This is a genomic window from Microvirga medicaginis, from assembly GCF_052658925.1.
In genome coordinates this window covers 56,083-72,319 of sequence record NZ_JBQWEL010000020.1, presented here as the reverse complement: position 1 = coordinate 72,319, position 16,237 = coordinate 56,083, and the positions used below count along the sequence as shown (strand labels likewise).

Here is a 16,237-nt window from a genome sequence, read left to right as displayed (position 1 = left end):
TCGTCGTCGGACGCTAAATCGTCAAGAAAAGCTGAGTTCCTGATCTGTTCTACCTTAGCGTATAATCAGGAACAGATCTTGCGCTGGCCCCACATACGGCCAGCCGTCGTGGTGGTGGAGATCGGACATAACCCAAAGACGCACAGAATCCTCCTGTGATGAGGATGATGATGGGAATGGAGCAAGGATCGAGAGATCAGGCGTGCTTATCGCAGGCGGTGTAGTAGTAGCCCTGCGCGGTTTTCCGTACCGTGCCAGGCTCTCCGTATTGCCCGCAGATGCCGTACGACACAGTCTCGCATGCAGCTATCACACCACGTACGCGGATGATCTGAGCATGAGACATGCCGAGGCCACACGAGTACGCCCGCAGTCCGGCGAGTTTCTCTTTGACCTGGCTGAACTTGAATCTCGGCGGCACGCCGATCTCGTGGACCCACTCAGCCATCGCCTGAATGAGGTCTGCCCACCCGACATCGCACTCGAATTCCAGATCAAACCAGCGCGGGAAATAGCGCCTAAGCTCTGCCGCCCAACCAGCCGACGGAGGGAGCGTTCTGCCCGTCTCTCGGTTGACGCGCCTGGAATAGGCGCAGGCTGTCCGAGCGATTGCCTCGACAACGAGGGCACGGTCCACGGCATAACTGATGACCTGCTCCGGCCATGTCGACGTCCGAGGCCCTGTCGGCGGGTGCTCGTAGTCGACAGTCGCCTCGGCAAGATCGTAGTCGTACGTCACACCAAAGACGCGAAAGGGCCGCTCGATCGGTCCGACGATTTCACGGACAACGCGGTCGAAGAAGAAGCCGGTTGGATTGCAGACTGTTGCCGGCCCGCGAAGGTAATATGTGTCATCTGTCATGATCCGCCCTTCTCAATGCCTGGGCGCGAAGGCCATCCGGCCGGCAAGGATCGTCTCAATCATCCTCCGCAACGGCCGCAGAGATCCGCCGCGCCATTGCCGAGCCAAGAGATTGAGCTCGCCGCAGTTGAGTTCCGGACACCAAACTTCGTCCTCGTTCCTCTGCTGCCGGATCTCGACAAGAATCGTCCGGACGACGATCAGCAGGTCTTGCTTCCGTGGCTGCGGGATCTCAAGCACGCGGAGGCGGTCGAGCAACGGTCCACTCAGGCGAAAAGATGTATTCGCCGTCGCGATGTATGAAACCGCCGACAGATCGACGGAGCACTCGAGATAAGGATCGTGGTACCGCCGCGAGCTCTCGATCTCGAGAAATGGGATCAAGACGTCGGTCAAACGGCCGTTGTGATCGCTGGTTCCTGCCTTCTCGAGCTCGTCGATAATGAGCATTGGGTTTGCGATGCCAGTCCGCTTGATCGCTTGCAGTGGCGTTGACGCCCGGCCAGTCGACCACTGCCGATTTGTGCCTCCAAAGCTAGCGTCGGCAGCCCCTGCCGCGGGAACGACCGTCGGCTGCAGGCGGAGGACCTCGCCGAGGCGACGAGCAAGACGAGTCTTCCCGCAGCCGGGCCGGCCGACAAGCAATGTGTTCCTGATGCGAGATGCCGGCGATCCGACAGAGTCCATTAGCAGCGTTGAGATTATATCAGTCGCCCACGGCATCTCCGCCGTCAGCTCCCTTGAAATCGCCTGCAGATCTGGCGTCTCGGCGAGAGGCATCTCAACGCCGCAAATGCTTGCAAACTCAAGCCTTGGATTCGGCTGGCTCGATGACTTGGTCTCGGGCAGGTGACTGAGCGTCCGCAGGACAACCAGTGTCGACGGCACGGACGCGGGAATAGGCGGAGTCGGATCTGCTACGGTGAGCAATGCGTCCAGATCGACTTGCAGATCGATATTGTCAGTGGGTGCGTTCGGCAGGTCGGACAGCATGTCTTCGATCTTATCCGCCTCGGCCGCTCTCTTTTGCTGTGCACGTCTGTGCTCAATAAGTGAGTCAGACGCAATTTCCAGCCGACGCAATGCCTCCTTGAACCACAACCCACTCGTCATCTCGATAATCCGACGCTCGGTCAGCGCTGTGTCTGCGAGACGGTACGCACGGTCGAGCAGAGAGAGGGCTATAGCGGTATACCGAGCGTGCAGAATACTATTCATCTGCACTCTTGCACGGCTGTAGGCGTGTGTTGCCGCCCTCTCGCAAGCGTGCGACTTGCCGAGCGCTGCATTGTACAGATCAGCTCGCTGCAATGTGTCGACGACTGCGGACTCATCGCCCTTCGATGATTTCCGACTCTCGACCGTCAGCAGCCACATTTGACACTGCTGTCCGAGCTGACGGATGCTCTCTCTAGTCGGCTGGCTCATGACCGTCGATGCAGCGAGACGGAGTCTGTCGCCGGGCAAATGATTGATGACATCTGCGGCGTACAATCGAGCGTCAGTCAAGACATCGCCGTTAGCAAAAGCCAGCGTTGCGTACAGTGCGTTCGTGTCGAGAACCCACCCCTCACGAGCGAGACGGGCGAACTCAGTTAACTGGGTTAGTGTATCGTTCTCGCTACTAGAACTGGAGATTGGACCGCACACACGCGGCCGGCCGGCATTATCGGCGGACATTTTTCGCTCCATCGCGTCGTCAGGAGCGCGAACGCGCTCTCTGCATGTCCAACCTTGTACTATATTCCTTTAGGGATTGTTATCCTGATCCTTGATTTTCTCCACAGCCTCATCAAGAAAATGCAGCAGGATCGGTCTTTTAATGCCAGCGCGGTCGGATTCATCGATCAAGCGCTGGATGCTGCCCTGGAGATCAAATTCTTCGACGGCTTCGATCTGATCTTCAACGAGATCAATAATGTGGTCCGGGGTCGGATCGCGACCTGAAAGCCAATACTGAACTTGCCGTTGATTTACGCCCACAAGGAAAGAGAGCCTCGTCGACGGAGGAGGCTCCTTCTTGAATAACCGGATTGCGAGGTATCGAAGCGTTTTCACGCCCGCGACCTTAGAGCCTGAGGCCCACCGTCCGCAAGAAGGAAGCGAAAGCTTTAGGCTGACGATTCTCATTTAGGCCTGCACCTCAGCTGAGCCGCAGGATTTTTGCATCGGATCGAAGTATCCTGTTCGCGGAGAGGGATGACATGGCACAGAAATGGCGTCAGGTTGGCAAACACTACAACAGATTAATGGGCCGGGTCGTGCCGACGCTCGAGCACTACTGGGAGCTCACGCCGGAAGAGGAATCACATATCCAGGAGGTCACTGCCCGCTCAGGCTATAAGGCCCCGCCTCCAGAGCTGGAGCCCGAAGGAGTTCTGGGTGAGGATGGCCGCTGGGATTATCTATGGGATTGGTTTCATGAACACACGGGCAGTGGTCATGATGCTTTTCTGGTGTATCTGTGCCGCCGGTATCCCGGTCGATCGATTGCTGACGTATACGCGGGCACGGATTCCTGGGTCAAAAGCAAATTGGGGCTCAGAGGATACAACTGAAAAGCTGATTGCTTTCAACCCAATGAATACTGTCGACCTTGGAGAGCTCTCGTCGTGATCTTGCCTTCCGAATTAGATGTCGGGAATAGGGTCGGGGTGCGTGGCCCTTGCCAAAAACTATAAACGACATTGAGCGTTCTTTTTATTAGGTATCAGCTTTACTGTTTACCGCTTCATGAGGCTGCCCCTCCCATTTTCTATCGTATGACAGCGATCGAAATCACACTCGCTAGTGTTTTAAGGCGGGCTTGCTCCGTGAAGAATCCTTTCGACGATCTAGTGAAAGTGCCGCGTCTTGAACCGCAACCCGACGTCATCTCTCGAATGAGCGATATCAACCGGGGCTTTCGGGACTTCTTTCGCGCCCTCGCGTAGTTGGTCACGCGTCCCGATCTTCGCCTCGTCGCCGCGCCCATGCCGCATGGAAAAGCTGTCGCGCTCGCTGACGCTCCGCAGAAGATCCGAGAGATCAACGAGGTTTTCAGCAATCAGGTGCGTCACCCCACCTTCTCGCTGGTGACGTCCTCTGATGCCGATCATACTTGAGGACAGGATCAAGCGCCGATGTTTCTCGAACAGGTTTGGCCAGACAATGACGTTGGCCACATCGGTCTCATCCTCGATCGTCATGAACATCACGCCTTTCGCCGAGCCCGGTTTCTGCCGCACCAGAACAAGGCCTGCCACGGCCACCCTGCGGCCGTCCCGGACCTGTCTCAGGTCAGCGCAGCTGCGAATTTTTCGGGCCGTTAGCTCAGCCCGTAGGAACGCCAGCGGATGTTGCCGGAGCGTCAGCCCCTTCGAACGGTAATCCTCCACGACCTCCCGGCCTTCGGTCATTGGCGTTAGGTCGACCTTTGGCTCGTGCCCTTCCGGCCGGATCTGGTTGTCGCGTTCGTCTGCCGCTGCAAAAAGTGGCAACGGCTCATCGGACAATCCCTTTATTTCCCAAAGAGCGTCTCGTCGGCTGATCTGCAGCGATCCGAACGCATCGGCGTCCGCCAGGCGCTCAAGGGAAGAGACGGATATTCCGGCTCTGCGCCAGAGGTCCTCGATTGACGTGTAAGGATCATCCCCTCGGGCGATCGGGATCATGCCGCCGTGGGCATTCGCAAGGCCTCTCACCAAACAAAATCCCAGCCGAACGGCAAAGCGGCGTGGGTTACCCATCGGCTCCAGAGTGCACTCCCATCGTGAAAGGTTGATGTCGACAGGCCTTACCTCGATCCCATGATTGCGGGCGTCCCGCACCAGCTGAGCGGGCGCATAGAAACCCATCGGCTGTGCGTTCAGGATGGCACAGCAGAACACGTCCGGATGGTGGCACTTCATCCAGGACGAGGCGTAGGCGATCTTAGCGAATGACGCTGCATGGCTTTCCGGGAAGCCATAGGAGCCAAAGCCCTCGAGCTGCTTGAATGTCCTCTCTGCGAACTCGGCGTCATAGCCCCGGGCTGTCATACCCCGGACGAGCTTGTCCCGGAACTTGGTCACGCCGGCGGTCAGCTTAAAGGTCGCCATGGCGCGCCTGAGCTGGTCGGCCTCGGATGGTGTGAACCCGGCGCATTCGATGGCCACCCGCATCGCCTGCTCCTGGAACAGCGGTACGCCAAGTGTTTTTTCCAAAACCCGCTTGAGCTCGGGTCGGGGGTACTCCGGCGCCTCGCGTTTCTCCCTCCGGCGCAGATAAGGGTGCACCATGTCGCCCTGGATCGGGCCTGGCCTGACAATCGCCACCTGAATGACGAGGTCATAGAACTTTTCCGGCTTGATCCGCGGCAGCATGGCCATCTGGGCCCGGCTTTCGATCTGGAACACGCCGACGGTATCCGCCCGCTGGATCATGGCGTAGGTTTTCCGGTCATCCATCGGGATTGTCGCGATGTCCCGGTTTTCGCCCTTGTGATCACGCAGGAGGTCAAAGGCGCGACGCATGCAGCCGAGCATGCCGAGGCCCAGCACATCGACCTTCATGAATTTCAGGGTGTCGATGTCGTTCTTGTCCCACTCGATCACCTGCCGGTTTTCCATCGCCGCGGGCTCGATCGGCACCAGGTCATCAAGACGCTCACGGGTTAGAACGAACCCGCCCGGATGTTGGGAGAGATGCCGGGGTGCTCCGATCAGCTCCGAGGCCAGTTCGAGGGTCATCCGGAGCCGCGGATCGCTGAGATTGAGGTTGAGCTCCTGCGCCTCTTTCTCTGATACGCCGTCCCTGCCCCATCCCCAGACAAGACCGGCGAGGCTCGAGGTCACGTCCTCGGGCAGGCCCATGACCTTGCCGACCTCACGCACGGCGCCTCGGGCACGATAGCAGATCACCACCCCGGTCAGGGCAGCCCTGTGACGGCCATAGGTGTCATAGATCCATTGGATCACCTCCTCACGCCGCTCGTGTTCGAAGTCGACGTCGATGTCTGGCGGCTCACGCCGTTCTTGGGAGACGAAACGCTCGAAGAGGAGGTCGTGCTCGACAGGATTGATCGAGGTGATGCCGAGGACATAGCAAACGGCAGAATTGGCGGCCGAGCCCCGCCCCTGACACAGGATGCCCCGGCTTCGGGCAAATTGGACGATTGCATTGACGGTCAGGAAGTACGGTGCGTACCCCAGCTCCTCGATCAGATAAAGTTCATGTCGAATTGTCCCAGCGACCCCATCGGGAATGCCGTCGGGGTAGCGGCGGTTGCCTCCATCCCAAGTCAGGCGCTCCAATTTCTCCTGGGCGGTTTCACCGGGACACGTTTCGGTGGGGTATTGATACCGCAACTCGTCGAGAGAAAACCTGCAACGATCCAGCACCTCCTGGATCCGGCGGAAAGCCTCCGGATGCCGCTCGAAGAGACGCCGCATCTCGGCGGGATCCTTGAGGTGCCGGTCCGAATTCCGTTCCAGGCGATAGCCGGCCGTGTCGATCGTGCAGCCTTCCCGGATGCAGGTGACCACGTCCTGGAGCCGACGCCGGTCGGGATGGTGGTAGAGGATGTCGCCGAGCGCCACCGTCGGTACACCTGCAGCCCTTGCGGCTTCCTCCACGTGATAGAGACGCAGGTGCTCGTTTGGAGCAAAGCGCCGGATCAGAGCCATATAGGCGCGATTGCCGAAGGTCGTCTTGAGGCGGGTGAGGTTCACTGTGAGGGTGTCATTGGCCTCATCCCCCAGCAGGATCGCGAGAAGGCCATCGTTCCATCGGGCGACATCGTCCCAGGTGAGAAAGCACTTCCCCTTCCCGCCTCTGCTTTTCCCGATGCTCAGCAGCCGGCACAGGCGCGAATAGGCCGGGCGGTCCATGGGGTAGACGAGGAGCGATGTGCCGTCGGTGAGATCGAGGCGGCAACCGACGACCAGGCGCACGCCTGTTTCCTGCGAGGCCTCATAGGCGCGAACGATCCCGGCCAACGAATTGCGGTCGGTGATGCCCAAAGCCGTGATCCCGAGCGATTTGGCCTGCTCGAACAATTCAGCCGGGCTCGACGCTCCGCGCAGGAACGAAAAATGGGTCGTGACCTGCAGGTCGGCATACACGCTCATGCGAAGAACCCGTGCATCCACCAGCGGCCGCCCTCGCTCAAAGGCGCGTCACGGAACACCCAGAACCGGGCGCCCTTGTCGGTCTCGAGCCGGTAGTAATCCCGGATCGTCCTGTGCTGGTCGCCCAGCCACCATTCGGATGTAATGCGCTCCGGTCCATCGGCCTTGATCACCTTGTACCGCACCCGCCGCCAGATGAAGGCGGCCGGCGGATAGTCGGGCAGCAAGGCCGTCGTGATGATCCCTTCCGGTGGATCGAGCAGGCGCGTGGGCCGCGGCAGACCGTCCGGCCAGGCCGATCGCGCTGGCGGAGACAGCGCCGGCACCTTCGCGGCCATTCGCTCCGGAACAAGGGTTTCGACGGGGGCCAGACGGTACACCCGGTCCACCCCCACTCTGGCGGTCAGCCGGTCGACCAGGCGGCTGATATCGGCCTCCTCTTCCGCCTCGTCCAGGCCGCAGGCAACAATCTGTGTTGCATCGAGAGGTTCTGTCCGGCTGGCGATCAGCACCACTTCCTCGATGCCGAAGCCCGGATCGATCGTCTCGAGCCTGTCGTCGAACAGCTTCGCCAGATGGGCATGATCTCGCGTGGCTCTGGCGGTGCCGGCCCGAAGGGCAGCACCCTTCTCGTCGACACGGCGGAAGACGATGTCCAGGCGCCTGACCCCTTGCCCTTTCTTGACGAGCGTCCGGCAGACCTCCTCAGATAACTGGCGCACCACGAGCTTGAGGTCTTCCAAGCGGGCGATGGGGTCTGCGAAGATGCAGGTGGCCACCGTTGTCTCGTCCGGAATGATCGGGCTGATCGGCTCGGCCGCATGGCCCAACGCCTGATCGAGCCGCAGGCTGGCCTCCCGCCCAAACCGGCGCACCATCGGAGCTCGCGGCATCGCCGCAAGCTGCCCGATCCTCTCGACTCCGAGACGATGCATGGCGCCGATCGTAGGTGGCGAAAGCCGGAGTGCCTGCACCGGTAGGCAAGAGACTGCATCGACAGCTCGACCCGGTGGGATGATCCCACCCTTCCCGTATCGTGCTACGGCCCATGCGGCTCCTGGCACATCGGCAATGGCAGCACAGGCCCGAATACCGTTGCTCTCTAATCGTGCGATCAGTGTCTTGAGCAATGCCTCTTCGCCGCCGAACAGGTGCTCGACGCCGGCGATGTCGATCCAGATGCCGTCTGGAGAATCGAGCGCGACAACGGGCGAGAAGCGGATCGCCCACTTGGCGAGCTCCAGCAGGGACTTCGATTCACCCTCCGGATCCGCATCCATGACGTGCAGATCCGGAACCAGAGCTTGTGCCTGGGCGACGGGCATTCCCTCAACCAACCCGCATTGCCGCGCGGCTTGGCAGGCGGAGGCAATGATCCGGCGAGACCCCGTCGTACGGACGGTGACGAGCGGCTTATCCGGCGGCGGGCTTTCGAACTTGCGCCGGATGCGGTCCGTGGGCCAGGTCGGAAGGTAAAGCGAGACGACCCTGCGCATCGCAGGCCTCCACAATCCAGGAACAGGGTTCAGCACCGCGGCAACGCATCAGACCGACCTGCCAGCGGGCACGCCCGAGACCATCGGCAGGCATGCTCTCAGACACTGCAGGGGTGATGCGCCATCGCGTCAGGGCGGCTGTCGGAAGGTGCGTCAGGTCCTTTTGCGCGAGGGTCCACCAGCGTCGGATCAACAAGGCTGTGACGCCTGAGGCCTCGGCGGCGAGTTGCAAGCGCCGGGATGCCGTCAGGCCAAGCTTTGTGACCTCCCCGACGACAGCGCCGAGGCCCTTCTCATGCAGACCCTCCTCAATCAGGGGCAGGACATCGGCGTCGCGATGGGTTTCGACGAAGATCACCCGGTTTGGGTGAAGGCCCACCTGCATGAGACCGGGGGCAAACAGATCCCGGCGGGTTAGACACCAGAGAACCGGACCTTTGAGGCGGGCGAGAATGCCGGCCGTGAACAAGGTGGCGGTCCCCGCGAATTCCGCGGCCGGACCATGCTCGATCACCTCGTGCAGGGCGCCTAACGCCAGTCCCTTGGCAGGCAAATGGCGGTCGATCGGGGCGATGCCGAAGGGGAGCGATTTGCGCGAGGGCGAGCCTCCATGAAACCGGTCGATCCGACGCCGCAAGTCCTCGATGACCTCGCGACTGGCACGCATGATCCATGTTGACCCCTCTACGACAAAATAGAACAAAGCAGGAACATAAGCCAACGCAGAGAGTCAATGACAGTTGCCGGATCCGGTCTGTGGATAGCGGGGAGGAACGGGACTTGGAACCATTCATCCGCGGCTCGGCGACAGATTCCCGCTTGTGGGGCGCCCGAGTGATGGCCTTTGAGGGCCTGACCATGGCAATCAATATGAGGCGGTCACGCATCTGGAGGCGATCTGCGTTTGCCTGTCACCGATCGTCCTCCTTCTCCATCGTAGCTCATCCTAAAGATGCCTTGATCCGAAGGCAGATGTGACGACACTGCCGCGCATATCGATGCTCATCGAGAACTGGCCACGGACACGACATTGGGCGGGCAGACACCAAACAGATTTCAGGGACCCGAGATGGCGCGTGGGACATCGATCTGGGCAACCTAACTAAAAAAACAAACAGGATGGCGGCCATGCTCTCGCGCGGCTCGGCTTGCCTTGGGGGACACTAACATCATGAAAATTGCGGATCTCGTCGCGCCTGACCGGGTCATCCCAAGCCTTCCCGGTACGAACAAGCACGCCGTCCTGAAGGAGCTGGCCCGTATCGGGGCCGCTGTGGTCAATCTCGACCCCGGCAAGGTGTTCGATGCCCTTCTCGAGCGACAGGACAGCACGACAATCGGCCTCGGTCGTGGGATGGCAATCCCGCACGCGACAATAGAGGGAGTCGATGCTCCCATAGGGTTTTTCGTGCGGCTTCAGCCGTCTGTTGACTTCGGAGCCGTCGACGGCGTACCCGCCGATCTCGTCGTGATGATCCTCGCCCCCGAAGATGACCACAGGACACTCCTGCGGGCGCTCTCCTGTGTGGCGCGACGCCTTCGGGAGGGCGATGTCGCCGCACGCCTTCGGTCAGCAAGCGATACCGAGACGCTCTACGCCGTGCTCGTCAGCGATGTTCGGAGCGATGCGGGCGTTGCCGAAAGGGACATGAGATCCTCCGGAACCTGACGAGGTAGCGCGAGATTGGCCGGTTCCCCTTACAGGTTGCCGGAAAGGCTCTCCATTTCCGGATGGCGAGTAATGGGAGCCGATGGTGACAATGGAGGACGATATGGTGGCTGAAATGGACAGTGACATGGCGAGGCGCGGGGAATGGATCTCCATCACGGACCATTTCGGCTACCATAATTCTCCATCTCACCACCATTCTTGGATCCATGCCCCAAATGGGAAGAATGGACGGATGGCATTCCTCCCAATTGGGGGAAATGGCGTGGAGCAGGCTGCGGTTTCGCGGTGATCCGCTTGAGACGGTCTCAAACTGAGGAGCCGGTGAGATCGTTGTCAGCGATAAAGGTCGGTCTGGGAAAATGCCGACCTATTTAGAGCCACCAGGACAGGACTAACTTGGGGTCGCCTGATAATTCCCTACCTGGACCACAAAGTGGCTCAACGCTGCTATAAGCGCGTTCACGCTGAGATATTGCAACTAGATATCAGATTGTGGTGCCGAACACCGAGGGCGAGCCCAAGAAGTAGGCCTTCTTGGAGAGCATAGTTCGTCAGGGTACGGAGCATTCTGGTCGTTCTTCCCCCATGCCGGGCAGCTTGCCGTCGATCCAGGAGATGGAGCCACGTCGGCGACGGCACCTGAAACCATTTGTTTCAGCGACGGGCCGGTTCACTCCTGAAACTCCTTCGCCATGAACTCGCGCTCAGCCGTCATCGGATTTCCGAGCTCCACGATCCGGCCTACTGTCTCCGCTGCCTTCACCATCGCCACGGCTCGCAATCCATCAGCTGTGATCAAGAACGTAAGGTAGTTGTCGGCGCAGTCATGCGGCTTACAGATCCCGCCTGCAAAGTACGCCTTGCCGTCGACCGTCACCCGCTTAACCGGCATGCCGGTTCCATCAAAGCGGCCGAACCAGGCTGTGCGCTTCAACCCGGCTGGCAGGATTTTCAGATAGGCCTGGTAGTGGACCGGCATCTTCTTGCGCAGGTCCCATGGGTAAGCAGGCAGGCCAGGCGAGGCAGCCTGCACGGAGATCTCTGCGCACAGAAGCGACCCGGCGACCAGAAGGCTGACGCCAAGAGCGTGCCCGAGAAACCGAAGTGCCATTGCCGCCCCTCCCGATCCCGTGCCGGCGTATTGGCCGTGGCACGGATCGACCAGGACTTTATCCAGGCCGCGGGCTCAGTCTACGCTGCAGTCCAGATCCACCGAACCAAGCTTTCGATAGAGTAAATGCCGATGTCGATGATACTGTTCGAGTTCACCGCCCGCCGTTTATGCGCTGTCCTTCTGACGAGCCCGATGATGGCGATGGCCGCCTCTGACGTTTACGCCCAGGCCGTTCCAAAAGTCGGCACCTGTCCCTCAGGTTATCACTCAAGCGGCGGCGCCTGTCTGCCGTATTCGAGAAACCCGCGGCCGGCTCTGCCAAAAGTCGGCGCATGCCCGTCCGGCTATCACAGCTCGAGCGATTATTGCCTCGGCTACACGAATGCGAAACACGCGATCCCGAAAACCGGCTCCTGTCCGAGCGGGTACCACTCGAGCGGCGCTTACTGTCTGTCCTATCGATGAGACTGCGATCGAAGACAGGCACGCGCGCATGCGTGTCATTCCGTGCAAACCGATAAATCCAGCAGAGATCCTATGCTGGCGTCCCAGGATGACGGTCATAAGAACGTCTCGTTGAGCACATCGGATCTTGTTCAGACATCGGGCCGATAGGGAAATGTGCCGTTTTCAGGTGACTGCAACGGAGCTGATCAATGACGGTTCGGTCGCGGCCGCCAATCACAATCCGATATGTCACAAACCCGCTCGAGTCGCGTCAGCGCTTATTCAGGAGGACCACGTTGGATCCAGCGGTGTTGGTGTCGTTGGCCGGCTTGACCCTGCGGAGGACGGCGGGCGAGACGTTCCACCTCTGCCCGGTATCGGTGATCACCGTCACGGTCTTCTTGTTGTAGCGCGTCAGCATGCCCTCAAGCTGCCCCTGGCCGGGCGGCTGGAAGGTGACCCGGTCACCGATCTTGAACTCCAGCATCTCCACATGGGCACGCATCTGGTCGAGAAAGCGCAGGCGTTCGACGATGCGGTGGTTGAGATCGATGAGCTCGACCTCGGTCAGCTGGTCAATGTCGATCGTCATAGCAGTGCCCTCGATGCAAGCCGGGCTGGGATGATCGAGCGAATGTCTGGCCAGCCTACCTGCGTGTCAAGAGGACGGCTCAGGCTCTGAAAGCCCCCTGCCCTACGCGAATGTCCGTTATCGCCGGACGAGCGGAACAACGCGCTTCTTCTGAGGAGTGCCAATATGCGACATTTCCAGTTCCGGCGTGATATGGGGATACGGCATAGCTGAGCCCTCCTCCTAATCCAGTGACATCCGGTTTAGGTTGACTGGTATTTCCATGACCTCCCTCAGGCTAAAAAGTCATACTTCAGGGAGGATCACTGTTCAGGAGGCAGGCCAGACTGGCCGGAGGCTGCCGAGAAGGCGCGCTATCTGCTGGGTCTGCTCGCGCGGAATTTGGATGCGCCCGACCTGCGTCGCCGCAGACTGATCGACCGGGTGCTGGCCGACTTCGATCATCTGCTCGACAGGTTACCCCACGGCTGAGACAAGTTTTCCAGAACCTGACTGACAACGGAGGTACCCCAAGGTCAGAGGCGAAAAGCGCGGCAACCGTGAAGCAAAGAAGCCGAAGCAGGACAAGCCCAAGAACCCGAGCCCGGCCTCTTCCTTCGTGAACCAAGGCAAGGGCAGCATTCCGGCGAAACCGGCCGGTGGCAAGCGGGTATCCTAGCTGAGCCGCAATGGGAACGAGATCAATCGAAGCTTGCTTCAATACCCGCTGACATCTTTCGGTGACGAGCGGAAGATCGAGTCGAAGCGTTTCAGCATGTTGGCGGCTCGTTCGTCGCTACGATCGAGGCCGTCCGCATGCCTATGGTGGTCATCGGCACCACGACCGTCCAAAATGGCGGATCAGGAAGTGAACTCGGCGGGCACACCTGTGCGCCAACGCGCATTCTCGCGGAGACCGCTGACTGAGCCCCGGTGAGGCGCTGGCCGATCCAAAGCAGGGCTGCATCTAAATCGGCAAAGGTCGGATGGTTGAGCCCATCCAGCCGACCGAAGCGTGCCTCCAGCTATCACTGCCCCGGAGCCATGTCGCTCTCGTCCGAAATGCGGGTCAACACCGCCAACAGTCGCTGCTCCTCATCGCGGACCAGCATGCCGTCCTCGCCAGAGCCGGTCGCCACGCGGACGGGCTGAAGGATGATGCTCATGCGGCGGCCTGATCGCTCTCCAGGTGCAGGATCAAGGTTGAGATCGAAAACCGGCCGGAAGATTGCCGGTCAACGGCGTGTCACCCGGCGCAGCACCCGGGACAGCTCCTCAGCCGCATAAGGCTTGTGCAAGAGCTCGAAGCCATGACGGCCTTCCTCAGCCAGCACATGGCTGTAGCCGGACGTCAGGATCACGGGCAAGCCAGGGCGCCGGCGGCGGATCTCCTCGCCGAGCTCCACGCCGCCCATGCCAGGCATCACCACGTCCGAGAACACCACGTCGAAGCCATCGACCTCGCCCAGGAGTTCGAGCGCCTCGCGCGCATTGGCCGCCCAGGTCGTCTCATAGCCGAGATCCTGGAGGAGCTGCGTGGAGAAGCGCCCCACCTCGACGTTATCCTCAACGACTAGAACCCGCCGCCCCCGTCCCTCCGCCGATACGCCTGCCGCCTCGTCCCATTGAACGACCTGCTCCTCCGGCGTTGCTTCGACCTGAGGCAGATAGATCGTGAACGTCGCGCCGTGTCCGGTCTCGCTCACGACCGCAACGTCGCCGCCCGATTGCTTGACGAAGCCATAGACCTGGGACAGGCCGAGACCTGTCCCCTTGCCGATGTCCTTGGTGGTGAAGAAGGGCTCGAAAATCTGGGAGTGCCTGTCGGCCGGAATGCCGGCACCGGTATCGCTGACGGACACCGCCACAAACGGTCCCGGGCTGCCGGCATGGCCCCTCAAGGCCGGCAACATGGGCATGCTGCGCACCGTGACATTAAGCTTGCCTTCGCCATTCATGGCGTCGCGCCCGTTCACCGCCATGTTGATCAGCGCCGTCTCAAACTGGCTCACGTCGGCTTGAGCGAAACAGTCGTGGGCATCGACCTCTGTGATGATCTGGATCCGCGCCCCCACCACCGTGCGCAACATGTCAGTAATGGCTTCGACGTGCTTGGGCACGTCGAACACCTCGGGCTTCAGCGCCTGCCGGCGTGCGAATGCGAGAAGCTGGCCGGTCAGTTTCGATGCCCGGTCCACCGTATCAGAGATTGCGTCCACATAGCGACGCCGGCGCTCGTCGGCCAGGTTGGGGCGACGCAAAAGGTCGGTCGAGCTCTTGATGATCGTGAGGAGGTTGTTGAAGTCATGCGCCACACCGCCCGTCAGTTGGCCCACCGCCTCCAGCTTCTGCGACTGGCGCAGCGCGTCCTGTGCGACCGCGAGTTCCATCTCCCGTGCTTTCACAATGCTGAGATCACGCCCCACAGCGATGAAGTTGACACCCTCCGCCTCAGGCGCAACGGTCCACTCGATGGGCTTCCAGTCGCCATTCTGGGTCGCAATGCGGTTCTCGAACCGCGTCGGCTGGCCGGTTTCGCTCATGTGCGCGAGCGCCGCCAGTGTCCGGTTCATATCATCGGGATGCATGAACGTTGCGTAAGGTCGCGTCAGGAGCTCCGCTTCGGTCCATCCCAGCACTCGCGTCCAGGCCGGGCTGACGGCCGACATCATCCCCTGATAATCAGCGCGCGCCAGCATATCCTCGGACAAGGTCCAGAGCCGGTCAAGCTCAGCCCTGCGCTCGGCGAGCTCAGCAGCCTGCTCCTTTTCTACGGTCACGTTACGCCCGCTGCAATAGAACTCCTCGCCCTCGGGAACAGCGACCCACGAGATCCAGCGGTAGGATCCGTCCTTCGCGCGGTAGCGGTTCTCGAACCGCAGCACCGGCTCACCCTGCCTGAGCTTGTCGAAGGCAGCGAGCGTTGGCCCGATGTCATCCGGGTGCAGCAGGTCCACGAAGGGTGTCCGAGCGATTTGCTCCTGCGTCCATCCGAGGGTTTGCTCCCAGGCCGGGTTTAGGCTCGTGACATAACCTGTGGCATTCGCGACGCCGAGGAGGTCTGGGCTGACTTGCCAGGTGCGGCTGCGCTGCCGCGTGCGCTCATCCACCTGACGTTCAAGGTCCGCATTGAGGGCCCGCAGGCGAGCCTCGCTCTCGCGCAGGGCCAGCTCGGCCTGCTTGCGGGCCGTGACGTCCCGGAAAACCACCGCGACCTGCCGCCGGCTCGCAGGCTCGACGCGGAAGGCGGCCAGTTCCAGGTAACGCCGGGTGGCGACGAGCTCCCGCTCGAAGCGGGTGGGCTCGCCGGTCTCCAGAACGCGGCGGTAGAGCGCCACCCAGGCCTCCGCCTCGTCGGGCACCATCTCGCGCACCTTTTGTCCCACGACGTTCGGGATGCCGGCATGGATGGAGTAGGCTGGGTTTGCCTCGATATGGATGTAGTCGCTCAGGGGGCCGTGAGGTCCGTTGAGGAACTCGATGATACAAAAGCCCTCGTCGATGTTCTCAAACAAGCTGCGATAGCGCGCCTCACTCTCGCGCAAGGCTTCGAGCCGTGCCCGCGCTTCATATTGCCGTCGGCGCGCACGCAGCGCCGTGCCGGCCAGGCTGACGAGGGTGGTTGGGTGGAAGGGACGCTCCAGGAACGAGACGTTGCCGAGCACGTCAAGGTAGCGTCTCGCGGCTGGGTTGCGCTCGATACCGCCGCCCCGCAGCGTCAGGACGACAAAGGCAAAGTCTGACCAGGGTGGTTGCTGGGCAAGCCACCGCGACAGCTCTTTGAGATCGGCGGTCCGCAGCGTTTCGTCGGTCACGATCGCAAAGCCCGCGCCATGCCCTATCGCGAGCACGAGCGCGGGCAGGTCGGGACAGATCTCGGCCGCGATCCCAGCGGCTGCCAGAATCTGGACCGCGACAGTGGCGTCCCGCCCATGCGGAGCCAAGATGAGCGCCCGCTCCGAACGGGATTGGAGTGTATCGCTCAT

The 16,237-nt window shown here is 61.0% G+C and carries 12 protein-coding genes; 2 read left to right on the top strand and 10 right to left on the bottom strand.

The features are described 5' to 3' along the window. Window positions 1–196: 196 nt before the first annotated feature. The 3 genes from ACUXUR_RS21100 to ACUXUR_RS21090 all read right to left on the bottom strand — a co-directional run bounded on the left by ACUXUR_RS21100 (window position 197) and on the right by ACUXUR_RS21090 (window position 2,992). The gene (locus tag ACUXUR_RS21100; RefSeq protein ID WP_445504324.1) at window positions 197–862 is read right to left on the bottom strand and encodes a hypothetical protein; all 666 of its coding nucleotides are present in this window, start codon (window positions 860–862) and stop codon (window positions 197–199) included. 12 nt (window positions 863–874) lie between these two features. Next, complete coding sequence (locus ACUXUR_RS21095; protein ID WP_445504323.1) at window positions 875–2,542, bottom strand: AAA family ATPase; 1,668 nt, start codon at window positions 2,540–2,542, stop codon at window positions 875–877. A 69-nt stretch (window positions 2,543–2,611) separates the two neighbouring features. Beyond that, the gene (locus ACUXUR_RS21090; RefSeq protein ID WP_445504322.1) at window positions 2,612–2,992 is read right to left on the bottom strand and encodes a hypothetical protein; all 381 of its coding nucleotides are present in this window, start codon (window positions 2,990–2,992) and stop codon (window positions 2,612–2,614) included. Window positions 2,993–3,066: 74 nt separating this feature from the next. Between ACUXUR_RS21090 and ACUXUR_RS21085 the strand changes: the two genes are divergently transcribed. Continuing rightward, window positions 3,067–3,420, top strand: a complete 354-nt coding sequence (locus ACUXUR_RS21085) for a hypothetical protein (RefSeq protein WP_445504321.1) — start codon at window positions 3,067–3,069, stop codon at window positions 3,418–3,420. Window positions 3,421–3,696: 276 nt separating this feature from the next. On the opposite strand, the gene ACUXUR_RS21080 is transcribed toward ACUXUR_RS21085, so the two are convergent. The 3 genes from ACUXUR_RS21080 to ACUXUR_RS21070 are packed head-to-tail and all read right to left on the bottom strand — an operon-like array spanning window position 3,697 to window position 9,114. Then, window positions 3,697–6,951 carry an error-prone DNA polymerase gene (locus ACUXUR_RS21080; protein WP_445504320.1) on the bottom strand — a complete coding sequence of 1,085 codons (3,255 nt, stop codon included), beginning with the start codon at window positions 6,949–6,951 and terminating at the stop codon, window positions 3,697–3,699. After that, entirely contained in the window at window positions 6,948–8,447 is a 1,500-nt protein-coding gene (locus ACUXUR_RS21075) for a Y-family DNA polymerase (RefSeq protein ID WP_445504319.1), read from the bottom strand. The genes ACUXUR_RS21080 and ACUXUR_RS21075 overlap by 4 nt, the downstream gene beginning before the upstream one ends. Continuing rightward, entirely contained in the window at window positions 8,365–9,114 is a 750-nt protein-coding gene (locus tag ACUXUR_RS21070) for an ImuA family protein (protein WP_445504318.1), read from the bottom strand. The genes ACUXUR_RS21075 and ACUXUR_RS21070 overlap by 83 nt, the downstream gene beginning before the upstream one ends. 504 nt (window positions 9,115–9,618) lie before the next feature. Between ACUXUR_RS21070 and ACUXUR_RS21065 the strand changes: the two genes are divergently transcribed. Continuing rightward, a complete protein-coding gene (locus ACUXUR_RS21065; protein WP_445504317.1) occupies window positions 9,619–10,116 on the top strand; it encodes a PTS sugar transporter subunit IIA in 498 nt (165 codons plus the stop codon). A 673-nt stretch (window positions 10,117–10,789) separates the two neighbouring features. Here the strand turns inward: ACUXUR_RS21065 and ACUXUR_RS21060 are convergent. The 4 genes from ACUXUR_RS21060 to ACUXUR_RS21045 form a co-directional block, all read right to left on the bottom strand. Then, on the bottom strand, window positions 10,790–11,230 hold the full coding sequence (locus ACUXUR_RS21060) for an Ivy family c-type lysozyme inhibitor (protein ID WP_445504316.1): 441 nt from the start codon (window positions 11,228–11,230) through the stop codon (window positions 10,790–10,792). A 721-nt stretch (window positions 11,231–11,951) separates the two neighbouring features. Further along, window positions 11,952–12,272, bottom strand: a complete 321-nt coding sequence (locus ACUXUR_RS21055) for a hypothetical protein (protein WP_445504315.1) — start codon at window positions 12,270–12,272, stop codon at window positions 11,952–11,954. A 1,007-nt stretch (window positions 12,273–13,279) separates the two neighbouring features. Further along, window positions 13,280–13,417 carry a hypothetical protein gene (locus tag ACUXUR_RS21050; RefSeq protein WP_414472879.1) on the bottom strand — a complete coding sequence of 46 codons (138 nt, stop codon included), beginning with the start codon at window positions 13,415–13,417 and terminating at the stop codon, window positions 13,280–13,282. Window positions 13,418–13,486: 69 nt separating this feature from the next. Then, window positions 13,487–16,237 carry a PAS domain S-box protein gene (locus ACUXUR_RS21045; RefSeq protein ID WP_445504314.1) on the bottom strand — a complete coding sequence of 917 codons (2,751 nt, stop codon included), beginning with the start codon at window positions 16,235–16,237 and terminating at the stop codon, window positions 13,487–13,489.

Coding starts and splice junctions, on each gene's coding strand:
- ACUXUR_RS21085 (WP_445504321.1), top strand. CDS start 3,067: ATGGCACAGAAATGGCGTCAGGTTGGCAAACACTACAACAGATTAATG.
- ACUXUR_RS21080 (WP_445504320.1), bottom strand. CDS start 6,951: ATGAGCGTGTATGCCGACCTGCAGGTCACGACCCATTTTTCGTTCCTG.
- ACUXUR_RS21070 (WP_445504318.1), bottom strand. CDS start 9,114: ATGCGTGCCAGTCGCGAGGTCATCGAGGACTTGCGGCGTCGGATCGAC.
- ACUXUR_RS21090 (WP_445504322.1), bottom strand. CDS start 2,992: ATGAGAATCGTCAGCCTAAAGCTTTCGCTTCCTTCTTGCGGACGGTGG.
- ACUXUR_RS21065 (WP_445504317.1), top strand. CDS start 9,619: ATGAAAATTGCGGATCTCGTCGCGCCTGACCGGGTCATCCCAAGCCTT.
- ACUXUR_RS21060 (WP_445504316.1), bottom strand. CDS start 11,230: ATGGCACTTCGGTTTCTCGGGCACGCTCTTGGCGTCAGCCTTCTGGTC.
- ACUXUR_RS21050 (WP_414472879.1), bottom strand. CDS start 13,417: ATGAGCATCATCCTTCAGCCCGTCCGCGTGGCGACCGGCTCTGGCGAG.
- ACUXUR_RS21045 (WP_445504314.1), bottom strand. CDS start 16,237: ATGAGCGATACACTCCAATCCCGTTCGGAGCGGGCGCTCATCTTGGCT.
- ACUXUR_RS21100 (WP_445504324.1), bottom strand. CDS start 862: ATGACAGATGACACATATTACCTTCGCGGGCCGGCAACAGTCTGCAAT.
- ACUXUR_RS21055 (WP_445504315.1), bottom strand. CDS start 12,272: ATGACGATCGACATTGACCAGCTGACCGAGGTCGAGCTCATCGATCTC.
- ACUXUR_RS21075 (WP_445504319.1), bottom strand. CDS start 8,447: ATGCGCAGGGTCGTCTCGCTTTACCTTCCGACCTGGCCCACGGACCGC.
- ACUXUR_RS21095 (WP_445504323.1), bottom strand. CDS start 2,542: ATGTCCGCCGATAATGCCGGCCGGCCGCGTGTGTGCGGTCCAATCTCC.